The following is a 23,063-nucleotide window of genomic DNA, read 5'->3' on the forward strand; positions in this document are numbered from 1 at the left end:
AGCAGGCAGCTGGCGATTTCTCTGGGATATCAAATAATAAGTGGAGAGACAGATGAGTCTAAGTACACCGATGCTGGTGACCTTTGTAGTTTATATTCTTGGGATGGTGCTGATTGGTTTTGTGGCATACCGCTCAACCAAAAACTTTGATGACTATATCCTCGGCGGCCGCAGTCTCGGCAGCGTGGTTACGGCGCTGTCTGCCGGTGCGTCAGACATGAGCGGCTGGCTGCTGATGGGATTACCCGGTGCCATTTTCATCTCCGGCATCTCCGAGAGCTGGATTGCCATCGGCCTGACGATTGGTGCCTGGCTGAACTGGAAAATTGTTGCCGGTCGCCTGCGGGTACAGACTGAGCATCACAATAACGCGCTGACGCTGCCAGACTTTTTCACCAGCCGCTTTGAAGATCACAGTAAAATCCTGCGCATCATTTCTGCCATCGTGATCCTGGTGTTCTTCACCATCTATTGTGCTTCTGGCGTGGTGGCTGGCGCACGTTTGTTCGAAAGCACCTTTGGGATGAGTTACCAGACGGCGCTGTGGGCGGGCGCAGCCGCGACCATCCTCTACACCCTGGTTGGCGGTTTCCTCGCGGTGAGCTGGACTGACACGGTGCAGGCCAGCCTGATGATTTTTGCGCTGATTCTGACGCCGGTGTTTGTCATCATCGCGGTCGGCGGCTGGTCTGACTCCATGGCCGTGATTGAAGCGAAAAGCCTCGAAAACCTCGACATGCTGAAAGGTCTGAACTTTGTCGCGGTGATTTCACTGCTTGGCTGGGGACTGGGCTATTTTGGTCAGCCGCATATCCTGGCGCGCTTTATGGCGGCCGACTCCCACCGTTCAATCCGCACCGCACGCCGTATCGGTATGACCTGGATGATCCTCTGCCTGGCCGGTGCGGTCGGCGTGGGCTTCTTCGGTATCGCTTATTTCCAGAACAACCCGACCCTGGCGGCGGGCGTCAATGACAACGCGGAGCGGGTGTTTATCGAACTGGCGCGTATCCTGTTTAACCCGTGGGTGGCCGGTATTCTGCTGTCAGCGATTCTGGCGGCGGTGATGTCGACCCTGAGCTGCCAGCTGCTGGTCTGCTCCAGCGCCCTGACTGAAGATCTGTATAAAGGTTTGCTGCGAAAAAACGCCAGCCAGAAAGAGCTGGTGTGGGTCGGACGTCTGATGGTGCTGCTGGTGGCGTTAATCGCTATCGCGCTGGCGTCTAATCCGGAGAACCGGGTGCTGGGCCTGGTAAGCTACGCCTGGGCGGGCTTTGGGGCAGCGTTTGGTCCGGTGGTGCTGTTCGGGGTGTGCTGGAAGCGCATGAACCGCAACGGCGCGCTGGCGGGCATGATCATCGGCGCGTTAACCGTGCTGGTGTGGAAGCAATATGGCTGGCTCGGCCTGTATGAAATCATCCCGGGCTTCCTGTTCGCCAGTATCGCCATTGTGGTGTTCAGCCTGATGGGACGTGAACCTTCAGCCGAAGCACAGCAGCGTTTTGCCGCCGCGGAAGCGGAGTTCCAGACTAAATAACGCGCGCAGAGCGTAAAAAAGCCCGCCGGTTAATCGTGGCGGGCTTTTTTTTGTTACAAAGATAAACCACTCAAATGCGAAATTATCTCATCCGGCAACTTGTTTTTTTCGTGGCGATAATGATAATCGGTATCGTTTACATTTTACCTGATTTTACTTTTATTGACGCTGCTTAACATTCAAGAGGTTGGCGATGTTTGTTCCGTTTCTCATCATGCTGCGCGAAGGCTTAGAAGCCGCACTGATTGTCAGCCTGATAGCCAGCTACCTAAAGCGCACCCAGCGCACCCAATGGTTTCCTGCCATGTGGGCTGGGGTAGTAATCGCTGCGGCGCTCTGCCTCGGGCTCGGGCTGTTCATCAACGCCACCACCGGCGAGTTTCCGCAGAAACAGCAGGAACTGTTTGAAGGGCTGGTTGCGCTGGTCGCGGTGGTTATCCTCACCTCGATGGTGTTCTGGATGCGCAAAGTGGCGCGCAATATCAAAGTGGAGCTGGAGCAGGCGGTGGACCAGGCGCTGCAACGCTCAGGGCGCGGCGGACTGGCACTGGTGCTGATGGTGTTCCTGGCGGTGGCGCGCGAAGGGCTGGAGTCGGTATTCTTCCTGCTGGCGGCCTTTACCCAGGATGTTGGCTACGCACCGCCGATTGGTGCGGTGCTGGGGCTGGCGACCGCGGTGGTACTGGGCATGCTGCTTTACTGGGGCGGTATTCGCCTTAACATGGCCCATTTTTTCCGCTGGACCAGCATCTTTATCCTGTTTGTCGCGGCGGGGCTGGCGGCCGGGGCGATTCGGGCTTTCCATGAAGCAGGGCTATGGAATCGCTTTCAGGATGTGGCGTTTGATCTCAGCAACACCTTATCGACCCATTCGCTGTTCGGTACGCTGCTGGAAGGGGTACTTGGCTATCAGGAAGCCCCCAGCGTCAGCGAAGTGGTGGTCTGGGGCCTCTATCTGATCCCCGCTCTGATTCTGTTTTTTATGCCCGCGCGTCCTGCCGCGTCGGCCACTGTGCGCTAAGCCATTTATCGGGTGCGCCTGCCGCGCTCAACAACGTGATAGGGAAATAAACATGACAATGCGTTTCCGCCGCAAGGCACTGCTGGTTCCTTTGCTGGCAATCTCCGCCTCCGCTGCCGCCGCGGTGCCTCAGGTGACCGTCAGCGTTAACGACAAGCAGTGTGAACCGATGACCTTAACCGTTAAGGCCGGTAAAACTCAGTTCCTGATCAAGAACAACAGTCAGAAAGCGCTGGAGTGGGAGATCCTGAAAGGGGTGATGGTGGTTGAAGAGCGCGAGAACATCGCACCCGGATTCAGCCAGAAGCTGACCGCCAATCTGCAGCCAGGCGAATATGAGATGACCTGTGGCCTGCTGAGTAATCCGAAAGGCAAGCTGGTGGTTGAGGCCGGTGACGCCGCAGCGAAAAGCGCGCCGTCCGAGCGGATGCAGCTGGTCGGCCCGATCAGCGCCTACAAAGCCTATGTCACTGAGCAGGTGAATCAGCTGGTGAGTGGAACTCAGGCCTTTACCGATGCGGTTAAAGCTGGCGATGTTGAAAAAGCTAAAGCGCTGTTTGCCCCGACGCGTCAGTATTATGAGCGTATTGAGCCGATTGCTGAGCTGTTCTCCGATCTCGACGGCAGCATTGACGCCCGCGAAGATGATTATGAGAAGAAAGCGGAAGATCCAAAATTCACCGGTTTCCACCGGCTGGAAAAAGCGCTGTTTGCCGATCACAGCACCGAAGGGATGGCGGGTTACGCGGATCAGCTGAACAAAGACGTTAAAGATTTGCAGACCCGCATCAGCGAACTGGCTTTCCCGCCAGCCAAAGTGGTCGGTGGTGCGGCTGGGCTGATTGAAGAGGTCGCCTCCAGCAAAATTTCAGGTGAAGAAGATCGCTACAGCCGTACCGACCTGTGGGACTTCCAGGCCAACGTTGATGGTGCCCAGAAAATTGTTGAACTGCTGCGGCCGATGGTCAGTCAGGCTAACCCGCAGTTACTGGCAAAAATCGACGGCAACTTTAAGAAAGTGGATGAGATCCTGAGCAAATATCGCACCAAAACCGGTTTCGAATCGTATGAGAAACTGACCAGCGCCGATCGTAATGCGCTGAAAGGACCGATTACCGCCCTGGCGGAAGATCTTTCATTACTGCGTGGCACCCTGGGTCTGGATTAATCATGAGTCGTCAGGAAGATGACGCGCAGCCCGCGCGTCGTCGTTTATTAAAAGGTCTGGGCCTGCTGGGTGGGGCGGCTGCACTGGGTGGCGGTTGTCCGTTTCACGCGGCGGCCGCCGACAGCTTTTCACCGGGCACGGTAACGCCGCAGGCGCGGCAACAGGCGCAGCCATTTTATGGTCCGCATCAGGCGGGCATCGTGACGCCACAGCAGGCATCAATGATGCTGGTAGCGTTTGATCTGCTGAGCAGTGACAAAGCAGAGCTGGAGCGGCTGTTTCGTCTGCTGACCCAGCGCATCGCTTTTCTGACCGCTGGCGGTCCTGCGCCGCAGGTGACCAATCCGCGTCTGCCGCCGATGGACTCCGGCATTCTGGGTGCCACTATCGCCCCGGATAACCTGACAATTACCGTGTCAGTGGGGGATTCGCTGTTCGATGAACGTTTTGGTCTGGCACCACATAAGCCGAAAAAACTGCAGCGGATGACCCGTTTTCCCAACGATTCACTGGATGCTGCCGAGTGCCATGGTGACCTGCTGTTGCAGCTGTGCGCCAACACCCAGGATACGGTGATTCATGCCCTGCGTGACATCATCAAACATACACCCGATCTGCTGGGCGTACGCTGGCGGCGAGAAGGGTTTATTTCCGATCACGCGGCGCGCAGTCAGGGGGCGGAGACGCCGATCAACCTGCTGGGATTCAAAGATGGCACCGCCAATCCGGATACTCACGATCGTGCCCTGATGAATCAGCTGTTATGGGTGACGGACGATCAGGATGAACCGGTCTGGGCACGTAACGGCAGCTATCAGGCGGTGCGACTGATCCGTTTTCACGTTGAGATGTGGGACCGCACGCCGCTGGGCGAGCAGCAAACCATTTTTGGCCGCGATAAGCTGAGCGGGGCGCCGCTGGGGATGCAGCATGAACGCGACATTCCGGATTATCACAACGATCCGGATGGAGAGGTGATTGCGCTGGATTCGCACATTCGTCTCGCCAACCCGCGAACCCCGGAAACCGCCAGCAGCCTGATGCTGCGTCGCGGCTACAGCTATTCGGCAGGGATTTCCGCTTCAGGGCAGCTGGAGATGGGGCTGCTGTTTGTCTGTTATCAGCACGATCTGGAAAAGGGCTTTATTACCGTCCAGCAGCGTCTGAATGGCGAAGCGCTGGAAGAATATATCCGGCCGTTTGGCGGTGGATACTTTTTTGTTCTGCCCGGCGTCGCCGATGCCAGCCATTATTTAGCCCAGCCGTTACTTGAAGCCTGATTAAATTTCATCCATCCTGCTCTGCCTGGCCACCGGCGGAGCATTTTTTTGTCTGATAACCCGCTCAGACGCTTTTTTTGCTCAGTTTTAGCTGAAATTTTAACGCGATTTTGAGTGTGACAAAATAAAATAAAACATTGAAAATAAAATAATATTCTGTATTTGACTGCTAAAGTGTTAACACCCGATTCGCAATTACTTTGCCATGAAGTAAAATTACTGTTGCAAAGCGCCAATAAAATGGTGCACTTTATTCAGTAAGCGTAATCAGACGTGTTGATGTATCACACTGGAGTTCGCGCATGGGTCGATTCTTTTATGGAAAGTCTGTATCAGTAATTAGATTGCGCTTAACCGCGAGGGCTATTCTGCCTCGTAACATCCTCCTCTCTCCAACGTTCTCTCTTGTCATTTCGCATCCTTTTTTTACCGGTATACAGCAACGCTGTACTGCTGCTGCATGCCTGAATTCATGGCCTGTCACGGCTCTAAAGGAAGCCAACTGAAACCTCTAAAGCGTTCACGTAATCGCAACGGGCTACTGGCCTGACGCGGGAAATGAAACCAACTGTAAGGTGCCACTATGGGAAGACAGAAAGCAGTGATCAAAGCGCGTCGGGAAGCAAGACGAGTGCTTCGCAATGACTCCCGGAGTCATCGTCAGCGTGAAGAAGAATCGGTCACTTCGCTGGTGCAAATGGGTGGGCTGGACTCGATTGGCATGGCGCGCGATGTGCGCGACCGGGGACCGATAGAAGCCCGTAATGAAGCTCAGGCACACTATCTCAACGCCATAGAAACGAAACAGCTGATCTTTGCTACCGGTGAAGCCGGTTGCGGCAAAACCTGGATCAGCGCTGCGAAAGCGGCAGAGGCCCTGATTCATAAGGATATTGACAGGATTATCGTTACGCGCCCGGTATTACAGGCCGATGAGGATCTGGGATTCCTGCCCGGCGATATCTCCGAGAAATTCGCCCCTTATTTCCGACCGGTGTACGACATTCTGGTTAAACGTCTTGGCGCATCCTTTATGCAGTACTGTCTGCGTCCGGAAATCGCCAAGGTCGAGATTGCCCCGTTCGCCTATATGCGCGGCCGGACTTTTGAAAATGCCGTGGTTATTCTGGATGAGGCGCAAAACGTGACCGCCGCCCAGATGAAAATGTTCCTGACCCGCCTGGGCGAAAACGTCACGGTCATTGTGAATGGTGATATTACCCAGTGCGACTTGCCCGCTGGGGTGCCTTCCGGTCTCGCAGACGCGCTGGCGCGTTTCGAAGAGGACGAGATGGTTGGCATCGTACGTTTCGGCAAAGAGGATTGTGTGCGTTCTGCGCTGTGTCAGCGCACCCTGCACGCGTATAGCTAGCGTTTGATTGAGTAGAAGTGTAGCGCCCAAACCCGGCTTCGGCCGGGTTTTCTTATGGTGGGGCGGGGCTTCTTACCGTTGCTGAACAGCGCATAGAATTGCGCATAAAAAAAAGCCTGAACTTTCGTTCAGGCTCTTCTTTGAATGTGGCGGTGAGAGGGGGATGAACTCGCTGCGCTCGCCCTGCGGGCAGCGTCGCAGGCTCCGCTGTTCAACTGGCTGCGCCAGTTGTCGAACCCCGGCGGGGCTTCTCACCCCCCTCTCTGAACTTTGCACAAAACTACGCATAAAAAAAAGCCTGAACTTTCGTTCAGGCTCTTCTTTGAATGTGGCGGTGAGAGGGGGATTCGAACCCCCGATACGTTGCCGTATACACACTTTCCAGGCGTGCTCCTTCAGCCACTCGGACACCTCACCACATTTTTTCCATTGACCGCGCCGGGTCAACGGGGCGCTACTATAGGGAGTCGGCTGAAAAGGGTCAAGCACTATTTTTCTCTTTTGTTCTATTCGCTTAAGCTCTGAACGAATCGATTTAGCGTTACGCACTCCGCCGGTTTTGTCATCAAATTGAAATCCCAGTGACACAAAAATATCACCCGATCGTCGCAAAATTACCGCCTGAAATCATTGGTATTTTTTGCTTACAAGGATCGAATAATGAAAAAGCTTCCTCTGTTTACCCTCTCTCTGCTCGCTTCAGCGATCGCGACTTCGGCCATAGCGGATACCGGCCTCGTTTCCCGAGCGGCGCAGGGCGATCTCAGCCAGCATGGTGGGGCTCGTCGGCTGACCGGTGACCAGACTGAGGCGTTAAAAGCCTCGCTACGCAATAGCACCGCCAAAAACGTCATCCTGCTGATTGGCGATGGCATGGGTGACTCTGAAATCACCGCGGCGCGTAATCTGGCAGAAGGCGCAGGCGGCTTTTTTAAAGGTATCGATGCGCTGCCGCTGACCGGCCAGTACACCCATTATTCGTTAGATAAGAAAACCCACAAACCTAATTACGTCACCGACTCGGCCGCGTCAGCCACGGCCTGGGCAACCGGCACCAAAAGTTATAACGGTGCCATCAGCGTCGATGTTAATGGTCAGGATCAGATGACGCTGCTGGAGCTGGCGAAAGCAGCGGGCAAAGCCACCGGCGATGTCTCGACCGCCGAACTGCAGGATGCGACGCCCGCGGTGCTGTTCTCGCACGTGACCTCACGTAAATGTTACGGACCGGAGAAGACCAGCGAACTCTGTCCGACCAACGCCGCAGAGCAGGGCGGTAAGGGATCGATTAGCGAACAGTTACTGAAAACCCGTCCCGACGTAACCTTAGGAGGCGGGGCAAAATCGTTCGCCGAGGTAGCGAAAGCCGGCGAATATCAGGGTAAAACGCTGAATGAGCAGGCGCAGGCACTGGGCTATCAGCTGGTCAGCGACTGGCAGGGGCTTAACGCCGTCACCGTGGCCGATCAGCAAAAACCGCTGCTGGGTCTGTTCTCTGCAGGCAATATGCCGGTGCGCTGGCAGGGGCCGAAAGCCAGCTATCACGGCAATATTGATAAGCCGGTGGTGACCTGTGAAGTCAATAAGGACCGCCCGCTGTCAACGCCTACGCTGGCGCAGATGACCGCCAAAGCGATCGACCTGCTGCGTAACAATCCGAATGGTTTCTTCCTGCAGGTTGAAGGCGCATCAATTGATAAGCAGGATCACGCGGCCAATCCTTGTGGTCAGATTGGTGAAACGGTGGACCTGGATGAAGCGGTCCAGCAGGCGCTGGCATTTGCCCGTGAAGAAGGCAATACCCTGGTGGTGGTGACGGCGGATCATGCCCATAGCAGTCAGATCGTTGAGAACGGCACTAAAGCACCGGGACTGACCCAGGCGCTGAACACCAAAGACGGTGCGGTGATGACCATCAGTTACGGCAATTCAGAAGAGGATTCGCAGGAACATACCGGATCGCAGTTGCGGATTGCGGCCTATGGCCCGCATGCGGGTAACGTGGTGGGGCTGACCGATCAAACCGATCTGTTCTATACCTTAGGAAATGCAATGGGGCTGAAGCTGCCTGGCCAGTAAAAGCCGATGCGGGGCGGTTTACGCCACCCCGCATCCAACCTTAGCTCTTCACTTTATTAGCGAAGCTTTTGCGCAGCTTCTGCAACTTCGGTGGGATCACCGCCAGGCAGTAACCGTTACGCTGACCGGCACCGTCCCAGTAATCCTGATGATAGGCTTCGGCCGGATACCACTCTTTCAGCGGCTCGATAGTGGTTACTACCGGCACGTCGTGATCGGCCTGGGCACGTTCAATCGCCGCACGGGCTTCTGCTTCCTGTTCGGCATTAGCCGGGAAAATCGCTGAGCGATACTGGGTGCCAATATCGTTGCCCTGACGATTAAGCTGGGTCGGATCGTGGGTCACAAAGCTGATGTCCAGTAAATCGCCATAGCTGACTTTCTCCGGATCAAAGCCGATGCGGATCGCTTCTGCGTGGCCGGTGGCACCGCTGCAGACCTGTTCGTAGGTTGGGTTGGGACGGGCACCGCCGGTATAACCGCTCTCTACCGACTCCACGCCGATCACATCCTTAAATACCGCCTCGGTGCACCAGAAACAGCCACCCGCGATCACTGCATATTCGATTGCCATAATGATTTACTCCTGTCAGGTCGAAAGAGGAGAATGGGGACGAGAGGATCCACTTTCAACTAAATCAGCATCTCTGGTTTAAAATCTTTGCTTTTATCCAGCAGCTTATCGCTCATCACGCTGAAGCGGCCTTCACCGGTGTAGTGCAGCGTAGAGGGATATTCCGGCTGTTCGGCGACGTGCGCTTTAACAATTTCAAAGATAAACAGGTTGTAGTTATCAACCATCGAATCTTCATACAGCTGACATTCGAAACTGGCAAAACATTCGGCGATCATCGGTGCGCGGACCACCTGCGCCGGCTCAGCCGTCAGGCCAAAGGCGTCGAACTTATCCAACTGGTCACCGTGACTGTTACCAATCGCCACCACCTGATCAATCAGCGACGCCGAAGGCACATTCAGCACGCACTGTCCGCTGTTGCGGATCAGTTCGTGACTGTAGTTCATGCCGGCAATCATACAGCCGACCAGTGAAGGGGAGAATTCAAGTACGGTGTGCCAGCCGAGGGTCATGATGTCGTGCTGATCCTCAAACTGCGAGCTGAGCAACAGCACCGGACCCGGCTCGAGATATTTACGCGCTTTGCTGACCGGAAAAGCGTATTTGTGCATGCGTTGACTCATGGCGGAACTCCCTGAACGGAACATAGCCATTAAGTGTAGAGCACCACGCCGGCGCAGCGCTGGCGTCAGCCCGCAGAATCAGCAAAAGCGCGGCCGGGCACCATTCAGCACCCGGCAACGTCCGGTCTTAGCGGCCAACCCGAGCCTGTAGTGCCGCAGGATAGCGGTCGCCTTGTACCTCAACAGCAGCCAGCGCCTGATTAATGCGCTGCAGGTCTTCGGTGCTAAGGTGCAGCTCCGCAGCCTGCAGGTTTTCCTTCAGGCGGTGCAGTTTGGTGGTGCCGGGAATCGGGACAATCCACGGTTTTTGCGCCAGCAGCCAGGCGAGCGCGATCTGTGCCGGGGTGACGGCTTTATCCTGAGCGATAGTGCCGAGCAGATCGATCAGAGCCTGATTGGCGGCCAGCGCCTCGGGAGAAAAGCGCGGAACCTGGCTGCGGAAATCGTCACTGCCAAAGGTACTGTCAGGCTGAATCGCGCCGGTCAGGTAGCCTTTTCCCAGCGGGCTGAACGGCACAAAGCCGATACTCAACGACTCCAGCGTCGGGATCATCTCTGCTTCCGGCTCACGCCACCACATCGAATATTCGCTTTGTAACGCGGTAACCGGCTGGACCGCATGAGCACGTCGCACGGTCTGCACACCGGCTTCGGATAAGCCAAAATGTTTGACCTTGCCTTCAGCGATCAGATCCCGGATGGTGCCAGCGACATCTTCAATCGGCACCTCAGGATCAACCCGGTGCTGATAATAGAGATCGATCACCTCGGTTTTCAATCGGCGTAACGATCCTTCAATTGCCCGGCGAATCTGCTCTGGCCGGCTGTTAAGGATCTGCTGTCTGTTATCCTCGCCAAAGGTGAAGCCAAACTTAGTGGCGATGACCACCCGATCGCGAACCGGAGCCAGCGCCTCGCCGACCACCTCTTCATTCAGCCACGGTCCATAAACCTCAGCGGTATCGAAAAAAGTAACCCCCTGATCGACGGCGGCGCGGATGAGCGCAATCGCCTGCTGTTTATCGGTTGCCGGACCATAACCGTGGCTCAGTCCCATGCAGCCGAGACCAAGGCTGGAAACCTCAAGACCGGACTGACCTAATTTGCGGGTTTGCACTGTTACTCTCCTCTGAAAACGTTGCGGGGAATGCCTGAGAATAGAGCACGGCGGGCGGGCTGATTAGGGGGTTAAAAAGAGATGGGTTTATGAGCGCTGCTCATATATAGCCGGGGAGAGGGCGTTTATCTGATGCGATCAAGGCGAGCTTAAGGTTTCCTTAATGTGGCGCGAGGATACTCCGGGTACAACATGAGGAGAATGCCATGAAATCTGCTACCACTGCGGTAATTGCTGCACCCGCCCGACCTTTCAGTGAATATGCCGCGCTGCTGATCGCCGCAACCACGGTGATCCTGTTTCTGGCGGCATGGTTTAGCGCCTGAGTCGGCAGCCATCAGAATTTAATGACCGCACGACAGCCACTACGGTCGCGGCGGTTCTCTAAAAAGAACTGAAAGCGATGCAGCTGCACAATGCGGCTGACAATGCTTAACCCCAGCCCAATCCCGCCATAACGACTGTCCATCCGGATAAATGCTTTACTCAGTTCACCACTTTTACTTTCGTCAATCCCCGGTCCCTCATCTTCCACCGTCAGGGTCGGCTGTTCGCCCGATGCCAGCCGCAGAGTGATTGCGCTTTTTTTGGGGCTGTAACGATGGGCGTTCTCGACCAGGTTACGCAGCAACATTTTTAGCAGCGTCGCGTCGCCGCGCACAAAGATATCCTGCGGCAGATCGAGCGTCAGGGTCTGCTGGTGCGCATCCAGCATGGTGCTCAGCTCCGCCTCCATCGGCAGAATCACATCTTCAATCAGCGCCACGTTCTGGTAAGTACCAGAGGTAAAAGACTGACCGGCGCGCGCCAGCTGTAGCAGCTGCGACACGCTGTTGGTCATCTGATCGAGCCGCTGCAGTAACGGCTGCACGTTAACGTCGCTGTTGCGTTCAATCAGTTCCAGATGCAGCCGCAGGCCCGCCAGCGGCGTACGCAGTTCATGCGCCACATCGGCGGTAAACAGCCGTTCGCGCTCCAGACTGTTATTCAGCCGCGCCACCAGCTGGTTAATCGCCTGGGTCACCGCATCAATCTCCTGCACCGGACTGTGGCAGGCGATGGGGTCGAGATTCTCTTCGCTGCGGTTTTCCAGCTCACGCTGCAGCTGATACAGCGGCCGGGTAATCCATTTTACCGCCTGATAGCAGAGCAGCAGCGTCAGGCTGATCATCACCAGACTGGGCACCGCCAGGCTGGCAACGGCTTCATGCACCTCGCGTTCGACGTGCCGATCCATGTTGCGCTTTTGCAGCTGCGCTTCGACCAGAAACTGAATCTGCTCTTTGCTCTCATGCCACAGCCAGGCGACGCTGATCACCTGGAAAACCAGCAGAATCAGGCCAATGGTCAGGATCAGGCGAAAGCGCATACTGCGATGGTCAATCCGGGGTTTCATGGTGCCTCGCGAATCACGTCAGCCGTCACCAGCGCGTAGCCAAAACCGCGCACCGTGCGGATGGCGCTTTTGCCAATTTTGTCACGCAGGTTGTGAATATGAACCTCCAGCGTATTAGTAGACGGCTCGGTTTCCCAGTTATAGATATCCTGATAGAGGATTTCGCGGTGAACCGGATTGCCCGCTTTCAGCATCAGACGGGAGAGGATGGCATACTCTTTCGGCGTCAGATCCAGCAGCGTGCCGCCGAGCGTTATCTGGCGATGCGTCATGTCCAGCGCCAGCGCGCCGACCATCAGCTGGCTGTCGCCCTGGTTCACGTGACGGCGAATCAGGGCGCGAATGCGCGCCAGCAGTTCATCCAGCGAGAAGGGCTTGATCAGGTAATCGTCGGCACCGGCGTCCAGCCCGGCGATACGTTCGCTGATGGTATCGCGTGCGGTAAGGATCAGCACCGGCGTCATTTTCTTCTGCCGCCGCAGGCGCAGCAGAAAATGCAGCCCGTCTTCATCCGGCAACCCCAGGTCCAGCACCACCAGGCTATACAGGCCAGTGGAAAAATGCGCTTCGGCATCCCGCACCGTGGTGACGCCATCACAGACGTATCCTTCGCCCTCCAGCGCCAGCATCAGGCCCTGCAATAACAGCGCATCATCTTCTACGATCAGAATTTTCATTGTGGTCGGCTCCGACACATCGTCAAAATGTCATCCGCGGGTAGATATTCGTGGGTCGCGGTGCCGGTTAAACCCAGCATGGTGGAAAACAGATTATCCTGCGAGAAATCGTCTGTCGCCGCCAGTTTAGTCAGACAACCACGATTCACCGCATAACGCTGCTGATAATCATCAGACAGCCAGATCAGCATAGGCACATGTTTCTGGGTATCGGGGGCGATAGCGTAGGGCAGACCGTGCAGGTATTCGCCATTTTCGCCCAGCGATTCGCCATGATCGGACAGATAGACCAGGCTGGTGGTAAAACGATCCTGATGGGCACGCAGCACGCCAATTGCCTTGTCGACGATGTGATCAACATTTAATAGCGTGTTGTCGTAGGTGTTGACCAGCTGCTGCTGTGAACAATCCTGGATCTGATTGGTATCGCAGGTCGGGACGAACTGGCGCAGCTGCGGCGGATAGCGGTGACTGTAGGTCGGACCGTGGCTGCCGATGGTGTGCAGCACGATCACCGCGTTGCCCTTGAGCTGGTTAATGTAGTCATCCAGGCCGTGAAACAGCACATCGTCGTAACACTCACCGTTAATGCACATGCCGGGCAGGTTCAGGCTGGTCATATCCTGGTGCGGCACGCGGTCGCAGGCACCCTTACAGCCGCCATCATTTTCATTCCATAACACGCTGATGCCGGCGCGCTGAATAATATCCAGCAATCCTTCCTGATGGGCGGCCAGCACGTCGTCGTAATGGGCGCGCGGCATATTCGAAAACATGCAGGGGACTGACACTGCCGTCGCCGTGCCGCACGAGACAGTATGCGGGAAATAGATCACATTATCTTTGGCCAGCAGCGGATTGGTCTGGCGCGCATAGCCGCCCAGCGAGAAATTCTGCGCCCGCGACGTTTCGCCGACGATCAGGATAGTCAGATTCTGTTTACCGCCGTTAAGCCGGTCAGGCTGCTGATGCGCATCTTCGCCGATCCGCACCAGCGGCAGGTTCTCCAGCTGCTGATGCTTATACCATGACAGGCTGGCGGCGATGCTGTTGGACGGGCTAAGCGCCTTCACCAGTTCGCGGTTATTGCGGAACAGCGAGGCGTAATCTTTATAAAACAGCAGGGCGACCAACAGGATGATTGCCGCTGAGATCAGGATGCTGAGCAAACGCTGCACCACACCGCGCCAGTTTTGCTTTTTCAGCCGTGGCCAGAATACCAGCAGCGCCATCAGAACGCCGGAGGTCAGCAGGGTAAACAGCAGCTGCGGCGTGATCAGGGCAAACGATTCAGAGGCGGTGGTGTCCATCATATTGGTGATCATCGAGCGATCGACCACGATGTTATAGGTCTGAATAAAAAACTGAGCGGTGGCTGAGATCAGAATAAACAGCGCCATCAGTACCCGATCGAGCCAGAGAAACGAGGCGAGGGTGATCACAATGTTGATCACGCTGAACGCCACCAGCGGCATCGACAGGAAGACCAGCGTAGCGTGCAGGCTGGTCAGCGGCATCAGGGCCAGCACCTGACGGTAATAGGCCAGATTAAGGAAAACCGCGATATAAACCGCAGCAAGGATCAGCAGAGTAAGGCGGCTGATGACCGGCCTGTTCAGTGAAAATGCCATGATCAAAAAAGTCCGAATATCAAAAGTGTGCTGAGATTGCACTTTCAATATTAGGAATACCTTAAGAAGCTTAAGCTTTCTCCGGTTTTACCGGTTCAGTCGCGATGACCTCGCCTGGCTCCAGCCGCTGCTGGTGCGAAATCAGCGCAGCCACTGCAAAGGCAACCCCGGCCGATTGGGCAGCTTGTGCTTAGTTAACCGCAGCGGCTGGCATGAAACATGCATCTTTCTGGCATAACCCCTGTTTCCGTCTACACTTAATCGGTAGATGTTCTCAGTCAGCCAGTATTGTCAGTAATGAGCTTGTAAGTTTGAGGAGAGTGACCTATCAAATCGCCCTGTTTTACCCCTCAATCACCGCGTTATCAGAATTTCCCTCTTGCTGACCCTACTGCGTCAGGACATCCTCGATTTGAACTCAAATTTCCAAATTCAGGAGAAGTGACGTGACCCAAGCGGTAAATACCTCTGACACGTTCCCGACACTGGAGGGCGGCCGTTACGCCTTCTTTTTTGATGTCGATGGCACGCTGGCAGCGATACAGTCCCGTCCCGAAGCGGTGTTTATTCCTGAACAGGTTGTCACGCAGCTGCAACAACTCTCTGCGCTCAGTCAGGGCGCGCTGGCACTGGTTTCCGGCCGGCCGATTGAGCAGCTCGACGCACTGGCTGCGCCGTGGCGCGGTCCTGCCGCCGGTGTTCACGGTGCAGAGCGTCGTGATGCCGACGGGGAGATGCAGCGCATCAGCCTGCCGGTCGAGGTTGAACAGCAACTCAGGACGGAACTGCAAAACGCGATGGCGTTATGGCCTGGCACTCAGCTGGAGATCAAAGGCATGGCCTTTGCGCTTCACTATCGTCAGGCAATGCAGCATGAACAGGATGTATTACGACTGGCTGAACAGTCGGTGAAACGATTTCCGGGGCTGGCGCTTCAGCCGGGCAAATGTGTGGTGGAGATTAAACCCTTAGGTATTGATAAGGGCGCCGCCATTCGCGATTTTATGCAACAAGCGCCTTTTGCCGGACGCATTCCGGTATTTATTGGAGACGACCTGACAGACGAGAAAGGTTTTGCCGTGGTCAACGCCATGCAGGGCATTTCGATTAAGGTCGGCGAAGGTTCCAGTCAGGCACCGTTTCGGCTGAATGATGTCGATGCAGTGTATAGCTGGCTGGAACGAACATTATTACGATTAAAGCAAGACAACGTCGGTAAGGAGTTTAGGTTATGAGTCGTTTAGTGGTTGTATCTAACCGTATCGCCATTCCAAATGGGGCTAAAACCAGCGCAGGCGGCCTGGCCGTCGGCATTCTGGACGCGTTGAAAAGCACTGGCGGATTGTGGTTTGGCTGGAACGGTGAAATCAGCGAGTTCTCCGGTGAAGAAGAGGATGATGTCTCGGTCCAGCAGCATGAGGGCATTGAGTACGCCTCCTTCCCGTTAAGCCAGAACGAATACGATCTCTACTACTGCCAGTTCTCAAATACGGTTATCTGGCCCGCCTTCCATTATCGTCTTGATCTGGTGAAGTTCCAGCGCGAAGCGTGGGAAGGTTACTGCGAAGTGAATGATGCGGTGGCTCAGCGGTTAAAACCGCTGATTAAGCCGGATGATATTCTGTGGATCCACGATTATCACTTCCTGCCATTTGCGGCGGCACTGCGTCGCGCTGGCATTAATAACCGCATTGGTTTCTTCCTGCATATTCCGTTCCCGACGCCTGAAATCTTCAACGCCTTGCCTCCGCATCAGGAACTGCTGGAAATGCTGTGTGAATATGACCTGCTGGGCTTCCAGACCGAGTCGGATCGGGTCGCCTTCCTCGACAGCGTCAGCCAGCTTACGCAGTTGCAGAATAAAGGTGATAAAAAACACCGCGCCTTCGGCAATACCTTTATGACTGAGGTTTACCCTATCGGGATTGAACCTGACAGCATTAAAGAGATGGCGGAAGGTCCGTTGCCACCGAAGATGGCGGCGATGAAGAAAGAACTGGGTGACGCGCGCAATATTATTGCCTGTGAGCGTCTCGACTATTCTAAAGGGCTGCCGGAACGTTTCCTGGCCTACGAGGCGCTGCTGGAGAACTTCCCGCAGCACCGCGGTAAAATCCGCTATTCGCAGATTGCCCCGACCTCACGTAGCGATGTGCAGGCCTATCAGGATATCCGTCACCAGCTGGAAACCGAAGCAGGGCGCATCAACGGTAAATACGGCACGCTGGGCTGGACGCCGCTCTACTACCTTAACCAGCATTTTGATCGCCGGCTGCTGATGAAAATCTTCCGCCTGACCGATGTCGGTCTGGTGACGCCGTTGCGCGACGGGATGAACCTGGTGGCGAAAGAGTACGTGGCGGCGCAGGACCCGGACGATCCGGGTGTACTGGTGCTGTCGCGCTTTGCCGGTGCGGCCAATGAGCTGACCTCGGCGCTGATCGTTAACCCGTATGACCGCGACGAAGTTGCGGCGGCGCTCGATAAAGCGATCACCATGCCGCGTACCGAAAGGATTTCACGCTACAACGACATGATGGCGGTTCTGCGTAAAAACGACATCACCGCCTGGCGCGAGAACTTCCTGAAAGACCTGGAACGCATTGCGCCGCGCAGTGCCGACCACGGCACAGTAAATAAAGTCGCGACCTTTCCAAAACTGGCCTGATTAGGCGCTGACGGGCCACGATATCTGCGGATGTCGTGGCCTTTTTTACAACCAGCGCGCGCTGTATCCTCCTGTTACATTCCGACACGTTCCCTGCCGTTACCGTTACCCCACGCGGGGTTGGCCTGATGCCACAACTGTGGGCAGATCGGCCAAAAAAAATCAAATGCGCGAAAAAACGACTGATAAGAGGCTCAGCCCGCTTTCTTTAACTTCTTAACTCAAGTTTTTCCGCTGGCTGCCGATACTTATCAGGCCTGATTAAAACTTCCCTCGATTCATTCGTCTTGCTTATGTAACCCATTGTTACATCTGGTGTCGTATACTAAACACACGACTGCAACTGTTAACGTTAAGTTGCCAGTCAGTGCCAATACCGCCGTAAAAACCTTAACGCTTTCATTACTCACTCCCTGCGATACTTACCCTAAGTTATTAATTTGAAAGCGATTGATCACCCCGTTGAACAGCATAATATTCTGTTATGTCTGTTTTAAATGGTTCTAAATAGGGTGTTAAATCGATTAACACCAACATTAGATCAGCCTGCTGTCAAACCGTGGAATAGAGCCTGTTTTACCCCCTATTAAACCTTTCTCAGGACCAATTCGACTTAAAATCGCCTTTTTTTGCTTAAAAAACGAGCAACAGACAAAGGATCGTAAAGGGTTGCTGAAGAAATTTGCGTTAAAAGTGTGATCTGAGTCACACTTTATCTAAAATTTCACATTACTGTCGTTGTATGTGGAAATCAGACGATATAGATTTGCGTTGTTTTCGGATTAGTCTTAAAAAATGTAAGAAGACGTCACGGAAGATGGTTACAACTCGAAAATAAAATGGCCTGGATTTTTGACTTTCGGCGGACCTGAAACCCGCACATAAGATGAAGGCGAAGAGCAGTGACATTTGCACGAAAAACTATTTTTTTTTGCCATCTTTAGATTTACCAATCAGCAGCTCGATACGCAGATAATAATCTGTGGTGAAGTTACGTCGCATCTCTCAGGATGGAAAAATGGGTACATCTGAATTACTAAAACATATTTACGATCTCAATTTGTCATATTTACTGCTTGCGCAGCGATTAATTAACCAGGAAAAAGCATCTGCAATGTTTCGCCTCGGTATTGACGAGAAAATGGCGGATGCATTATCTGAATTAACTCTGCCTGAAATGGTAAAAATGGCGGAAACCAATCAATTGGTTTGCCAGTTTCGTTTTACCGACAGCAGCACAATTAATCGCCTGACGCAGGAATCACGCGTGGATGATTTACAACAAATCCACACCGGCATTTTATTATCCAGCCGTTTACTGCGTAACGCGTCTAAAGATGACGCGCCTGCTAAAAAGAGGGCGATGTGATGACTGAGAAAAGTATTGTTCAGGAAGCGCGTGATATTCAGCTCGCGATGGAGCTGATTACCCTTGGCGCGCGCTTACAGATGTTAGAAAGCGAAACCCAGCTGAGCCGTGGCCGTCTGATTAAGCTGTATAAAGAGTTGCGTGGCAGCCCGCCACCTAAAGGCATGCTGCCTTTTTCGACCGACTGGTTTATGACCTGGGAGCAGAACATTCATGCTTCCATGTTCTGTAACGCCTGGAAATTTTTACTGAAAACCGGACTGTGCAGCGGCGTTGAGGCCGTGATCAAAGCCTACCGGTTATATCTCGAACAGTGTCCGCAATCGGACGAGGGCCCGCTGTTGGCGCTAACGCGTGCATGGACCCTGGTGCGATTCGTTGAAAGTGGCATGCTGGAACTGGCCGATTGCAAAAGCTGTAATGGCAGCTTTATTAATCATGCCCATCAGCCGGTAGGCAGCTTTGTCTGCAGCCTGTGCCAGCCGCCATCACGTGCCGTAAAAAGACGTAAACTTTCTGCAGATTCTGCCGATATGTTTCCACAACTGCTGGATGAACAGGTTAAACGCGCCGTTTAAGTTTGTTCGCACTGTGGAAGCCATCCAGCAGCGGTTAATACCGCTGCTTTTTTTTTGCTTCCGTTTTACGAATAACACCTGCGGCTCTCTGGCTTAACTTCCACCAACACGTTACGGACGTAAGGATTTCTTGTGCTAATAATTGTAGGTTATTTGATTGTTTTAGGCTCCGTGTTGGGCGGATATGCGCTGGTGGGCGGTCATCTTGGCGCGCTGTATCAGCCAGCCGAATTATTAATGATCGGCGGGGCCGGTGCCGGCGCATTTTTAGTGGGTAACAACGGTAAGTCGATTAAAAAAACGCTGAAAGCGTTACCTTTGTTATTTCGCGGATCAAAATATAACAAAGCTGTTTACATGGACTTAATGGCGCTGCTTTATCGCCTGATGGCCAAATCACGTCAGCAGGGGATGTTATCGCTGGAACGCGATATTGAAGATCCCAGCCAGAGCGAAATTTTTGCTAATTATCCGCGTATTCTTGCCGATAAGCAGTTAGTGGATTTTATTACCGATTATTTACGTCTGATGGTCAGCGGCAACATGAACGCCTTCGAGATTGAAGCGTTGATGGATGAAGAAATTGAGACCTACGAACACGAGTGTGACGTACCGGCGCAAAGTATAGCGGCGGTGGGTGATGGCCTGCCAGCTTTCGGTATCGTGGCGGCAGTAATGGGGGTGGTGCACGCACTGGCCTCGGCCGATCGCCCGGCGGCGGAACTGGGTGCGCTGGTCGCCCATGCGATGGTCGGTACCTTCCTCGGTATTCTGCTGGCGTATGGCTTTATCTCACCGCTGGCGTCAGTGCTGCGCCAGAAGTGTGCTGAAACCACCAAGATGATGCAGTGCATCAAGGTGACGTTGCTCTCCAGCCTCAATGGCTATGCACCGCAGATTGCAGTGGAATTTGGTCGTAAAACGCTCTACTCGGCTGAACGTCCTTCCTTCAGCGAACTGGAAGAGCACGTACGTAACGCGAAAAACCCGGCTAAACAGACTTCGGACGAGACCTCATGAAGCACGGCAATCGCCCAATTGTGCTGATTAAAAAGCGCAAACATAAAGGACATGAAGGCAGCCACGGCTCGTGGAAAATCGCCTATGCCGACTTTATGACGGCGATGATGGCGTTTTTTATGGTGATGTGGCTGCTCTCAATCGCTAACCCGCAGCAGCTGGTGCAGATCGCTGACTACTTCAAAACGCCGCTTAAAGTGGCGATAACCGGTGGACAGCGCAGCAGCGACAGTGAAAGCCCGATCCCTGGCGGCGGTGACGATCCGACGCAAAAGATTGGTGAAGTAAAGAAAGTGGTCGATATGGATGAGCAGAAACGCAAGCTGGACGAGATTCGTCTTAACCGGCTGCGGGAAAAGCTCGATCAGCTGATTGAAGCCGATCCGCGTCTGAAAGCGCTGCGCCCGCATCTGATCATCAACATGGTGGAAGAGGGGCTGCGTATCCAGATTATCGACAGCCAGAATCGCCCGATGTTTAAGACCGGCAGAGCCGAAGTCGAGCCTTATATGCGCGACATTCTGCGCGCCATTGCGCCGATTCTGAATGACATCCCTAACCGCATCAGCCTGGCGGGTCATACCGATGACTTCCAGTATGCCAGCGGTGAAAAAGGGTACAGCAACTGGGAGTTATCGGCCGATCGTGCCAACGCCTCGCGGCGTGAACTGGTCATTGGCGGGTTAGACAGCGGAAAAATTTTGCGGGTGTTAGGCATGGCCGACACCATGCGCCTGAAAAATCGCGGCGGGAATGATGCGGTTAACCGCCGTATCAGCCTGCTGGTGTTGAACCACGACACCGAAGCGGCAATAGAAAAAGAGAACGCAGAAAGTGATGCCGTCCAGATCAGCGATCCGGCGGCGATTGAACAGATTACCGCACCTGCATCACCAGGCAGCGCGGTGAATACAGCAGCCCCCTCACAGCCGAGGTGATCCCCGTGAGTATGGACATCAGCGATTTTTACCAGACGTTTTTTGATGAAGCCGATGAGCTGTTAGCGGATATGGAACAACACCTGTTGGGTCTCGACCCGCAGGAACCAGACTCTGAACAGCTTAACGCCATCTTCCGCGCCGCCCACTCGATTAAAGGTGGAGCCGGAACCTTTGGTTTTACGGTATTACAGGAAACCACTCACATCCTGGAAAACATTCTGGATGGTGCTCGTCGCGGCGAGATGCAGCTCAGCACCGACATCATCAACCTGTTTTTGGAAACCAAAGATATTATGCAGGAACAGCTCGATGCTTATAAAACCGCGCAAGAGCCGAACGCGGAGAGCTTTAAATATATCTGTGAAGCGCTGCGTCAGCTGGCGTTAGAGGCTAAAGGCCTGCCGGTTGAAGCGCCAGCCAGTGCTGCGCCATCTGCCAGCGCGCCCGCGACCAGCAGCAGTGCGCTGCGGGTACAGCTGATCGACCTGAAAGAGAAAGAAGTCGATCTGATGCTGGAAGAGATGGGCAATCTCGGCACCCTGACCAACGTGCAGAAGGGCAGCAACATGCTGGACGTCTGCATTGATGGCGTCGGTAAAGATGACATCGTTGCGGTGCTCTGCTTCGTGATTGATGAAGCCCAGATTCGCTTCCCGCAGCCTGAAGAGAACGCACCGGTCGCGGCGGTTGTGGCGCCAGAAGTGCCAGCGGCAGCGGTAGCTGCTGAAGTGCAGACGGCCAGCGTTACCGAACTGCCGGTTGCTGCCGTGAAACGCGAAAGCAAGCGCGTGGCGGCCCCGGCCAAGTCAAACGAATCAACCAGCATCCGCGTCGCGGTGGAAAAGGTCGATCAGCTGATCAACCTGGTTGGCGAACTGGTGATCACCCAGTCGATGCTGGCCCAGCGTTCCGGCGAACTCGATCCGGTAGCCCACGGCGACCTGCTCAACAGCATGGGTCAGCTGGAGCGTAACGCCCGCGATCTGCAGGAATCGGTGATGTCGATTCGTATGATGCCAATGGAATATGTCTTCAGCCGCTTCCCGCGTCTGGTGCGTGACCTGGCGAGCAAGCTCGGCAAAGAGGTGGAACTGACCCTGCTGGGCAGCTCAACCGAACTCGATAAGAGCCTGATTGAACGCATCATCGATCCGTTAACTCACCTGGTGCGTAACAGCCTCGACCACGGTATCGAATCGCCGGATAAACGTCTGGCAGCCGGTAAAGTGGCGACCGGTAACCTGACGCTGTCAGCGGAACATCAGGGCGGCAACATCTGCATCGAAGTATCCGATGACGGTGCCGGCCTGAACCGTGAGCGTATCCTGGCGAAAGCGCTGTCATCCGGCCTGCCGGTCAGCGAAAACATGAGCGACGAAGATGTCGGCATGCTGATTTTCGCGCCTGGCTTCTCAACCGCCGAGCAGGTGACCGATGTCTCCGGACGCGGCGTTGGCATGGACGTGGTGAAACGAAACATCCAGGAGATGGGCGGTCACGTCGAAATTTCGTCTAAGCAGGGCAAGGGTACGACCATCCGTATCCTGCTGCCACTGACGCTGGCGATCCTCGACGGCATGTCGGTACGCGTTGCCGATGAAGTGTTTATCCTGCCGCTGAATGCGGTGATGGAATCACTGCAACCGCGCGCCGAAGAGTTGAAACCGCTGGCCGGTGGCGAGTGCGTTCTCGAAGTGCGCGGAGAATATCTGCCGCTGGTCGAGCTGTGGAACGTCTTTGATGTGCAGGGGGCGAAAACCGAGGCCACCCAAGGCATCGTCGTCATTCTGCAAAGCGCGGGCAAGCGTTACGCGCTGCTGGTCGATCAGCTGATTGGTCAACATCAGGTGGTGGTGAAGAATCTGGAAAGTAACTATCGCAAAGTGCCGGGCATCTCAGCCGCCACCATTCTTGGCGATGGTAGCGTAGCGCTGATTGTTGATGTATCAGCACTGCAATCACTTAACCGTGAAAAACGTGTGGCCGGCGCTGCCGCCTGATTGATAACG

19 protein-coding genes, 1 tRNA gene and 1 other RNA gene are annotated in these 23,063 nt (G+C 54.7%); 13 read left to right on the plus strand and 8 right to left on the minus strand.

Going from position 1 to position 23,063, the window contains the following annotated elements; all coding sequences use genetic code 11:
* The first annotated feature begins 52 nt into the window (after positions 1-52).
* From putP to phoH, 5 genes are all read left to right on the plus strand, one after another.
* Positions 53-1,537: a sodium/proline symporter PutP gene (gene putP, locus ACLIBF_RS08270; RefSeq protein WP_031378122.1), complete on the plus strand. Its 1,485-nt coding sequence runs from the start codon at positions 53-55 to the stop codon at positions 1,535-1,537.
* Between the two features lie 193 nt (positions 1,538-1,730).
* Entirely contained in the window at positions 1,731-2,558 is an 828-nt protein-coding gene (efeU, locus tag ACLIBF_RS08275; protein ID WP_031378123.1) for an iron uptake transporter permease EfeU, read from the plus strand.
* Positions 2,559-2,610: 52 nt separating this feature from the next.
* A complete protein-coding gene (gene efeO / locus ACLIBF_RS08280; protein ID WP_448309521.1) occupies positions 2,611-3,726 on the plus strand; it encodes an iron uptake system protein EfeO in 1,116 nt (371 codons plus the stop codon).
* Positions 3,727-3,728: 2 nt separating this feature from the next.
* Complete coding sequence (efeB, locus tag ACLIBF_RS08285) at positions 3,729-5,006, plus strand: iron uptake transporter deferrochelatase/peroxidase subunit (RefSeq protein ID WP_069728583.1); 1,278 nt, start codon at positions 3,729-3,731, stop codon at positions 5,004-5,006.
* 583 nt (positions 5,007-5,589) lie between these two features.
* Positions 5,590-6,378: a phosphate starvation-inducible protein PhoH gene (phoH, locus tag ACLIBF_RS08290; protein WP_031376423.1), complete on the plus strand. Its 789-nt coding sequence runs from the start codon at positions 5,590-5,592 to the stop codon at positions 6,376-6,378.
* Positions 6,379-6,525: 147 nt separating this feature from the next.
* Here the strand turns inward: phoH and ACLIBF_RS08295 are convergent.
* Together ACLIBF_RS08295 and ACLIBF_RS08300 are read right to left on the minus strand one after the other, a co-directional pair.
* Positions 6,526-6,654: non-coding RNA, RtT sRNA (locus tag ACLIBF_RS08295), on the minus strand.
* A 53-nt stretch (positions 6,655-6,707) separates the two neighbouring features.
* Positions 6,708-6,795: transfer RNA gene (locus tag ACLIBF_RS08300), tRNA-Ser, on the minus strand.
* 243 nt (positions 6,796-7,038) lie between these two features.
* On the opposite strand from ACLIBF_RS08300, the gene phoA reads away from it, so the two are divergent.
* Entirely contained in the window at positions 7,039-8,457 is a 1,419-nt protein-coding gene (gene phoA / locus ACLIBF_RS08305; protein WP_159223694.1) for an alkaline phosphatase, read from the plus strand.
* 40 nt (positions 8,458-8,497) lie between these two features.
* Here the strand turns inward: phoA and msrA are convergent, their stop codons facing one another.
* The 6 genes from msrA to eptA form a co-directional block, all read right to left on the minus strand.
* Positions 8,498-9,031, minus strand: a complete 534-nt coding sequence (msrA, locus tag ACLIBF_RS08310; RefSeq protein WP_031376424.1) for a peptide-methionine (S)-S-oxide reductase MsrA — start codon at positions 9,029-9,031, stop codon at positions 8,498-8,500.
* A gap of 59 nt (positions 9,032-9,090) precedes the next feature.
* Positions 9,091-9,657 carry a flavin reductase family protein gene (locus ACLIBF_RS08315; protein ID WP_448309522.1) on the minus strand — a complete coding sequence of 189 codons (567 nt, stop codon included), beginning with the start codon at positions 9,655-9,657 and terminating at the stop codon, positions 9,091-9,093.
* A 127-nt stretch (positions 9,658-9,784) separates the two neighbouring features.
* On the minus strand, positions 9,785-10,774 hold the full coding sequence (locus ACLIBF_RS08320) for an aldo/keto reductase (protein ID WP_279810397.1): 990 nt from the start codon (positions 10,772-10,774) through the stop codon (positions 9,785-9,787).
* Positions 10,775-11,111: 337 nt separating this feature from the next.
* A complete protein-coding gene (pmrB, locus tag ACLIBF_RS08325) occupies positions 11,112-12,170 on the minus strand; it encodes a two-component system sensor histidine kinase PmrB (RefSeq protein WP_031376427.1) in 1,059 nt (352 codons plus the stop codon).
* Positions 12,167-12,847: a two-component system response regulator PmrA gene (pmrA, locus tag ACLIBF_RS08330; RefSeq protein ID WP_031376428.1), complete on the minus strand. Its 681-nt coding sequence runs from the start codon at positions 12,845-12,847 to the stop codon at positions 12,167-12,169. Before pmrA ends, pmrB begins: the two co-directional genes overlap by 4 nt.
* On the minus strand, positions 12,844-14,478 hold the full coding sequence (eptA, locus tag ACLIBF_RS08335; RefSeq protein WP_279810398.1) for a phosphoethanolamine transferase EptA: 1,635 nt from the start codon (positions 14,476-14,478) through the stop codon (positions 12,844-12,846). Before eptA ends, pmrA begins: the two co-directional genes overlap by 4 nt.
* Before the next feature lie 446 nt (positions 14,479-14,924).
* Between eptA and otsB the strand changes: the two genes are divergently transcribed.
* The 7 genes from otsB to cheA all read left to right on the plus strand — a co-directional run bounded on the left by otsB (position 14,925) and on the right by cheA (position 23,054).
* The gene (gene otsB / locus ACLIBF_RS08340) at positions 14,925-15,713 is read left to right on the plus strand and encodes a trehalose-phosphatase (protein ID WP_031376430.1); all 789 of its coding nucleotides are present in this window, start codon (positions 14,925-14,927) and stop codon (positions 15,711-15,713) included.
* Positions 15,710-17,146 (plus strand): alpha,alpha-trehalose-phosphate synthase, encoded by a 1,437-nt coding sequence (otsA, locus tag ACLIBF_RS08345; RefSeq protein WP_031376431.1) that lies wholly within the window; start codon positions 15,710-15,712, stop codon positions 17,144-17,146. Before otsB ends, otsA begins: the two co-directional genes overlap by 4 nt.
* Positions 17,147-18,164: 1,018 nt before the next feature.
* Positions 18,165-18,515, plus strand: a complete 351-nt coding sequence (gene flhD, locus ACLIBF_RS08350) for a flagellar transcriptional regulator FlhD (protein WP_031376432.1) — start codon at positions 18,165-18,167, stop codon at positions 18,513-18,515.
* Positions 18,515-19,093: a flagellar transcriptional regulator FlhC gene (gene flhC, locus ACLIBF_RS08355; protein WP_031376433.1), complete on the plus strand. Its 579-nt coding sequence runs from the start codon at positions 18,515-18,517 to the stop codon at positions 19,091-19,093. The genes flhD and flhC overlap by 1 nt, the downstream gene beginning before the upstream one ends.
* Positions 19,094-19,225: 132 nt before the next feature.
* Positions 19,226-20,113: a flagellar motor stator protein MotA gene (gene motA, locus ACLIBF_RS08360; protein ID WP_031376434.1), complete on the plus strand. Its 888-nt coding sequence runs from the start codon at positions 19,226-19,228 to the stop codon at positions 20,111-20,113.
* Positions 20,110-21,051: a flagellar motor protein MotB gene (gene motB / locus ACLIBF_RS08365; protein ID WP_031376435.1), complete on the plus strand. Its 942-nt coding sequence runs from the start codon at positions 20,110-20,112 to the stop codon at positions 21,049-21,051. The genes motA and motB overlap by 4 nt, the downstream gene beginning before the upstream one ends.
* A gap of 11 nt (positions 21,052-21,062) precedes the next feature.
* Positions 21,063-23,054 (plus strand): chemotaxis protein CheA, encoded by a 1,992-nt coding sequence (gene cheA / locus ACLIBF_RS08370; RefSeq protein WP_031376436.1) that lies wholly within the window; start codon positions 21,063-21,065, stop codon positions 23,052-23,054.
* Positions 23,055-23,063: the final 9 nt, after the last annotated feature.

The sequence above is a fragment of the Pantoea sp. PGP6 genome (assembly GCF_053474785.1).

What these genes read in the sequence shown, in the direction of transcription:
- flhD (WP_031376432.1), top strand. Translation starts at nt 18,165, where the DNA reads ATGGGTACATCTGAATTACTAAAACATATTTACGATCTCAATTTGTCA.
- phoH (WP_031376423.1), top strand. Translation starts at nt 5,590, where the DNA reads ATGGGAAGACAGAAAGCAGTGATCAAAGCGCGTCGGGAAGCAAGACGA.
- pmrB (WP_031376427.1), bottom strand. Translation starts at nt 12,170, where the DNA reads ATGAAACCCCGGATTGACCATCGCAGTATGCGCTTTCGCCTGATCCTG.
- flhC (WP_031376433.1), top strand. Translation starts at nt 18,515, where the DNA reads ATGACTGAGAAAAGTATTGTTCAGGAAGCGCGTGATATTCAGCTCGCG.
- eptA (WP_279810398.1), bottom strand. Translation starts at nt 14,478, where the DNA reads ATGGCATTTTCACTGAACAGGCCGGTCATCAGCCGCCTTACTCTGCTG.
- pmrA (WP_031376428.1), bottom strand. Translation starts at nt 12,847, where the DNA reads ATGAAAATTCTGATCGTAGAAGATGATGCGCTGTTATTGCAGGGCCTG.
- putP (WP_031378122.1), top strand. Translation starts at nt 53, where the DNA reads ATGAGTCTAAGTACACCGATGCTGGTGACCTTTGTAGTTTATATTCTT.
- phoA (WP_159223694.1), top strand. Translation starts at nt 7,039, where the DNA reads ATGAAAAAGCTTCCTCTGTTTACCCTCTCTCTGCTCGCTTCAGCGATC.
- efeO (WP_448309521.1), top strand. Translation starts at nt 2,611, where the DNA reads ATGACAATGCGTTTCCGCCGCAAGGCACTGCTGGTTCCTTTGCTGGCA.
- cheA (WP_031376436.1), top strand. Translation starts at nt 21,063, where the DNA reads ATGGACATCAGCGATTTTTACCAGACGTTTTTTGATGAAGCCGATGAG.
- efeB (WP_069728583.1), top strand. Translation starts at nt 3,729, where the DNA reads ATGAGTCGTCAGGAAGATGACGCGCAGCCCGCGCGTCGTCGTTTATTA.
- ACLIBF_RS08315 (WP_448309522.1), bottom strand. Translation starts at nt 9,657, where the DNA reads ATGAGTCAACGCATGCACAAATACGCTTTTCCGGTCAGCAAAGCGCGT.
- msrA (WP_031376424.1), bottom strand. Translation starts at nt 9,031, where the DNA reads ATGGCAATCGAATATGCAGTGATCGCGGGTGGCTGTTTCTGGTGCACC.
- otsA (WP_031376431.1), top strand. Translation starts at nt 15,710, where the DNA reads ATGAGTCGTTTAGTGGTTGTATCTAACCGTATCGCCATTCCAAATGGG.
- efeU (WP_031378123.1), top strand. Translation starts at nt 1,731, where the DNA reads ATGTTTGTTCCGTTTCTCATCATGCTGCGCGAAGGCTTAGAAGCCGCA.
- motB (WP_031376435.1), top strand. Translation starts at nt 20,110, where the DNA reads ATGAAGCACGGCAATCGCCCAATTGTGCTGATTAAAAAGCGCAAACAT.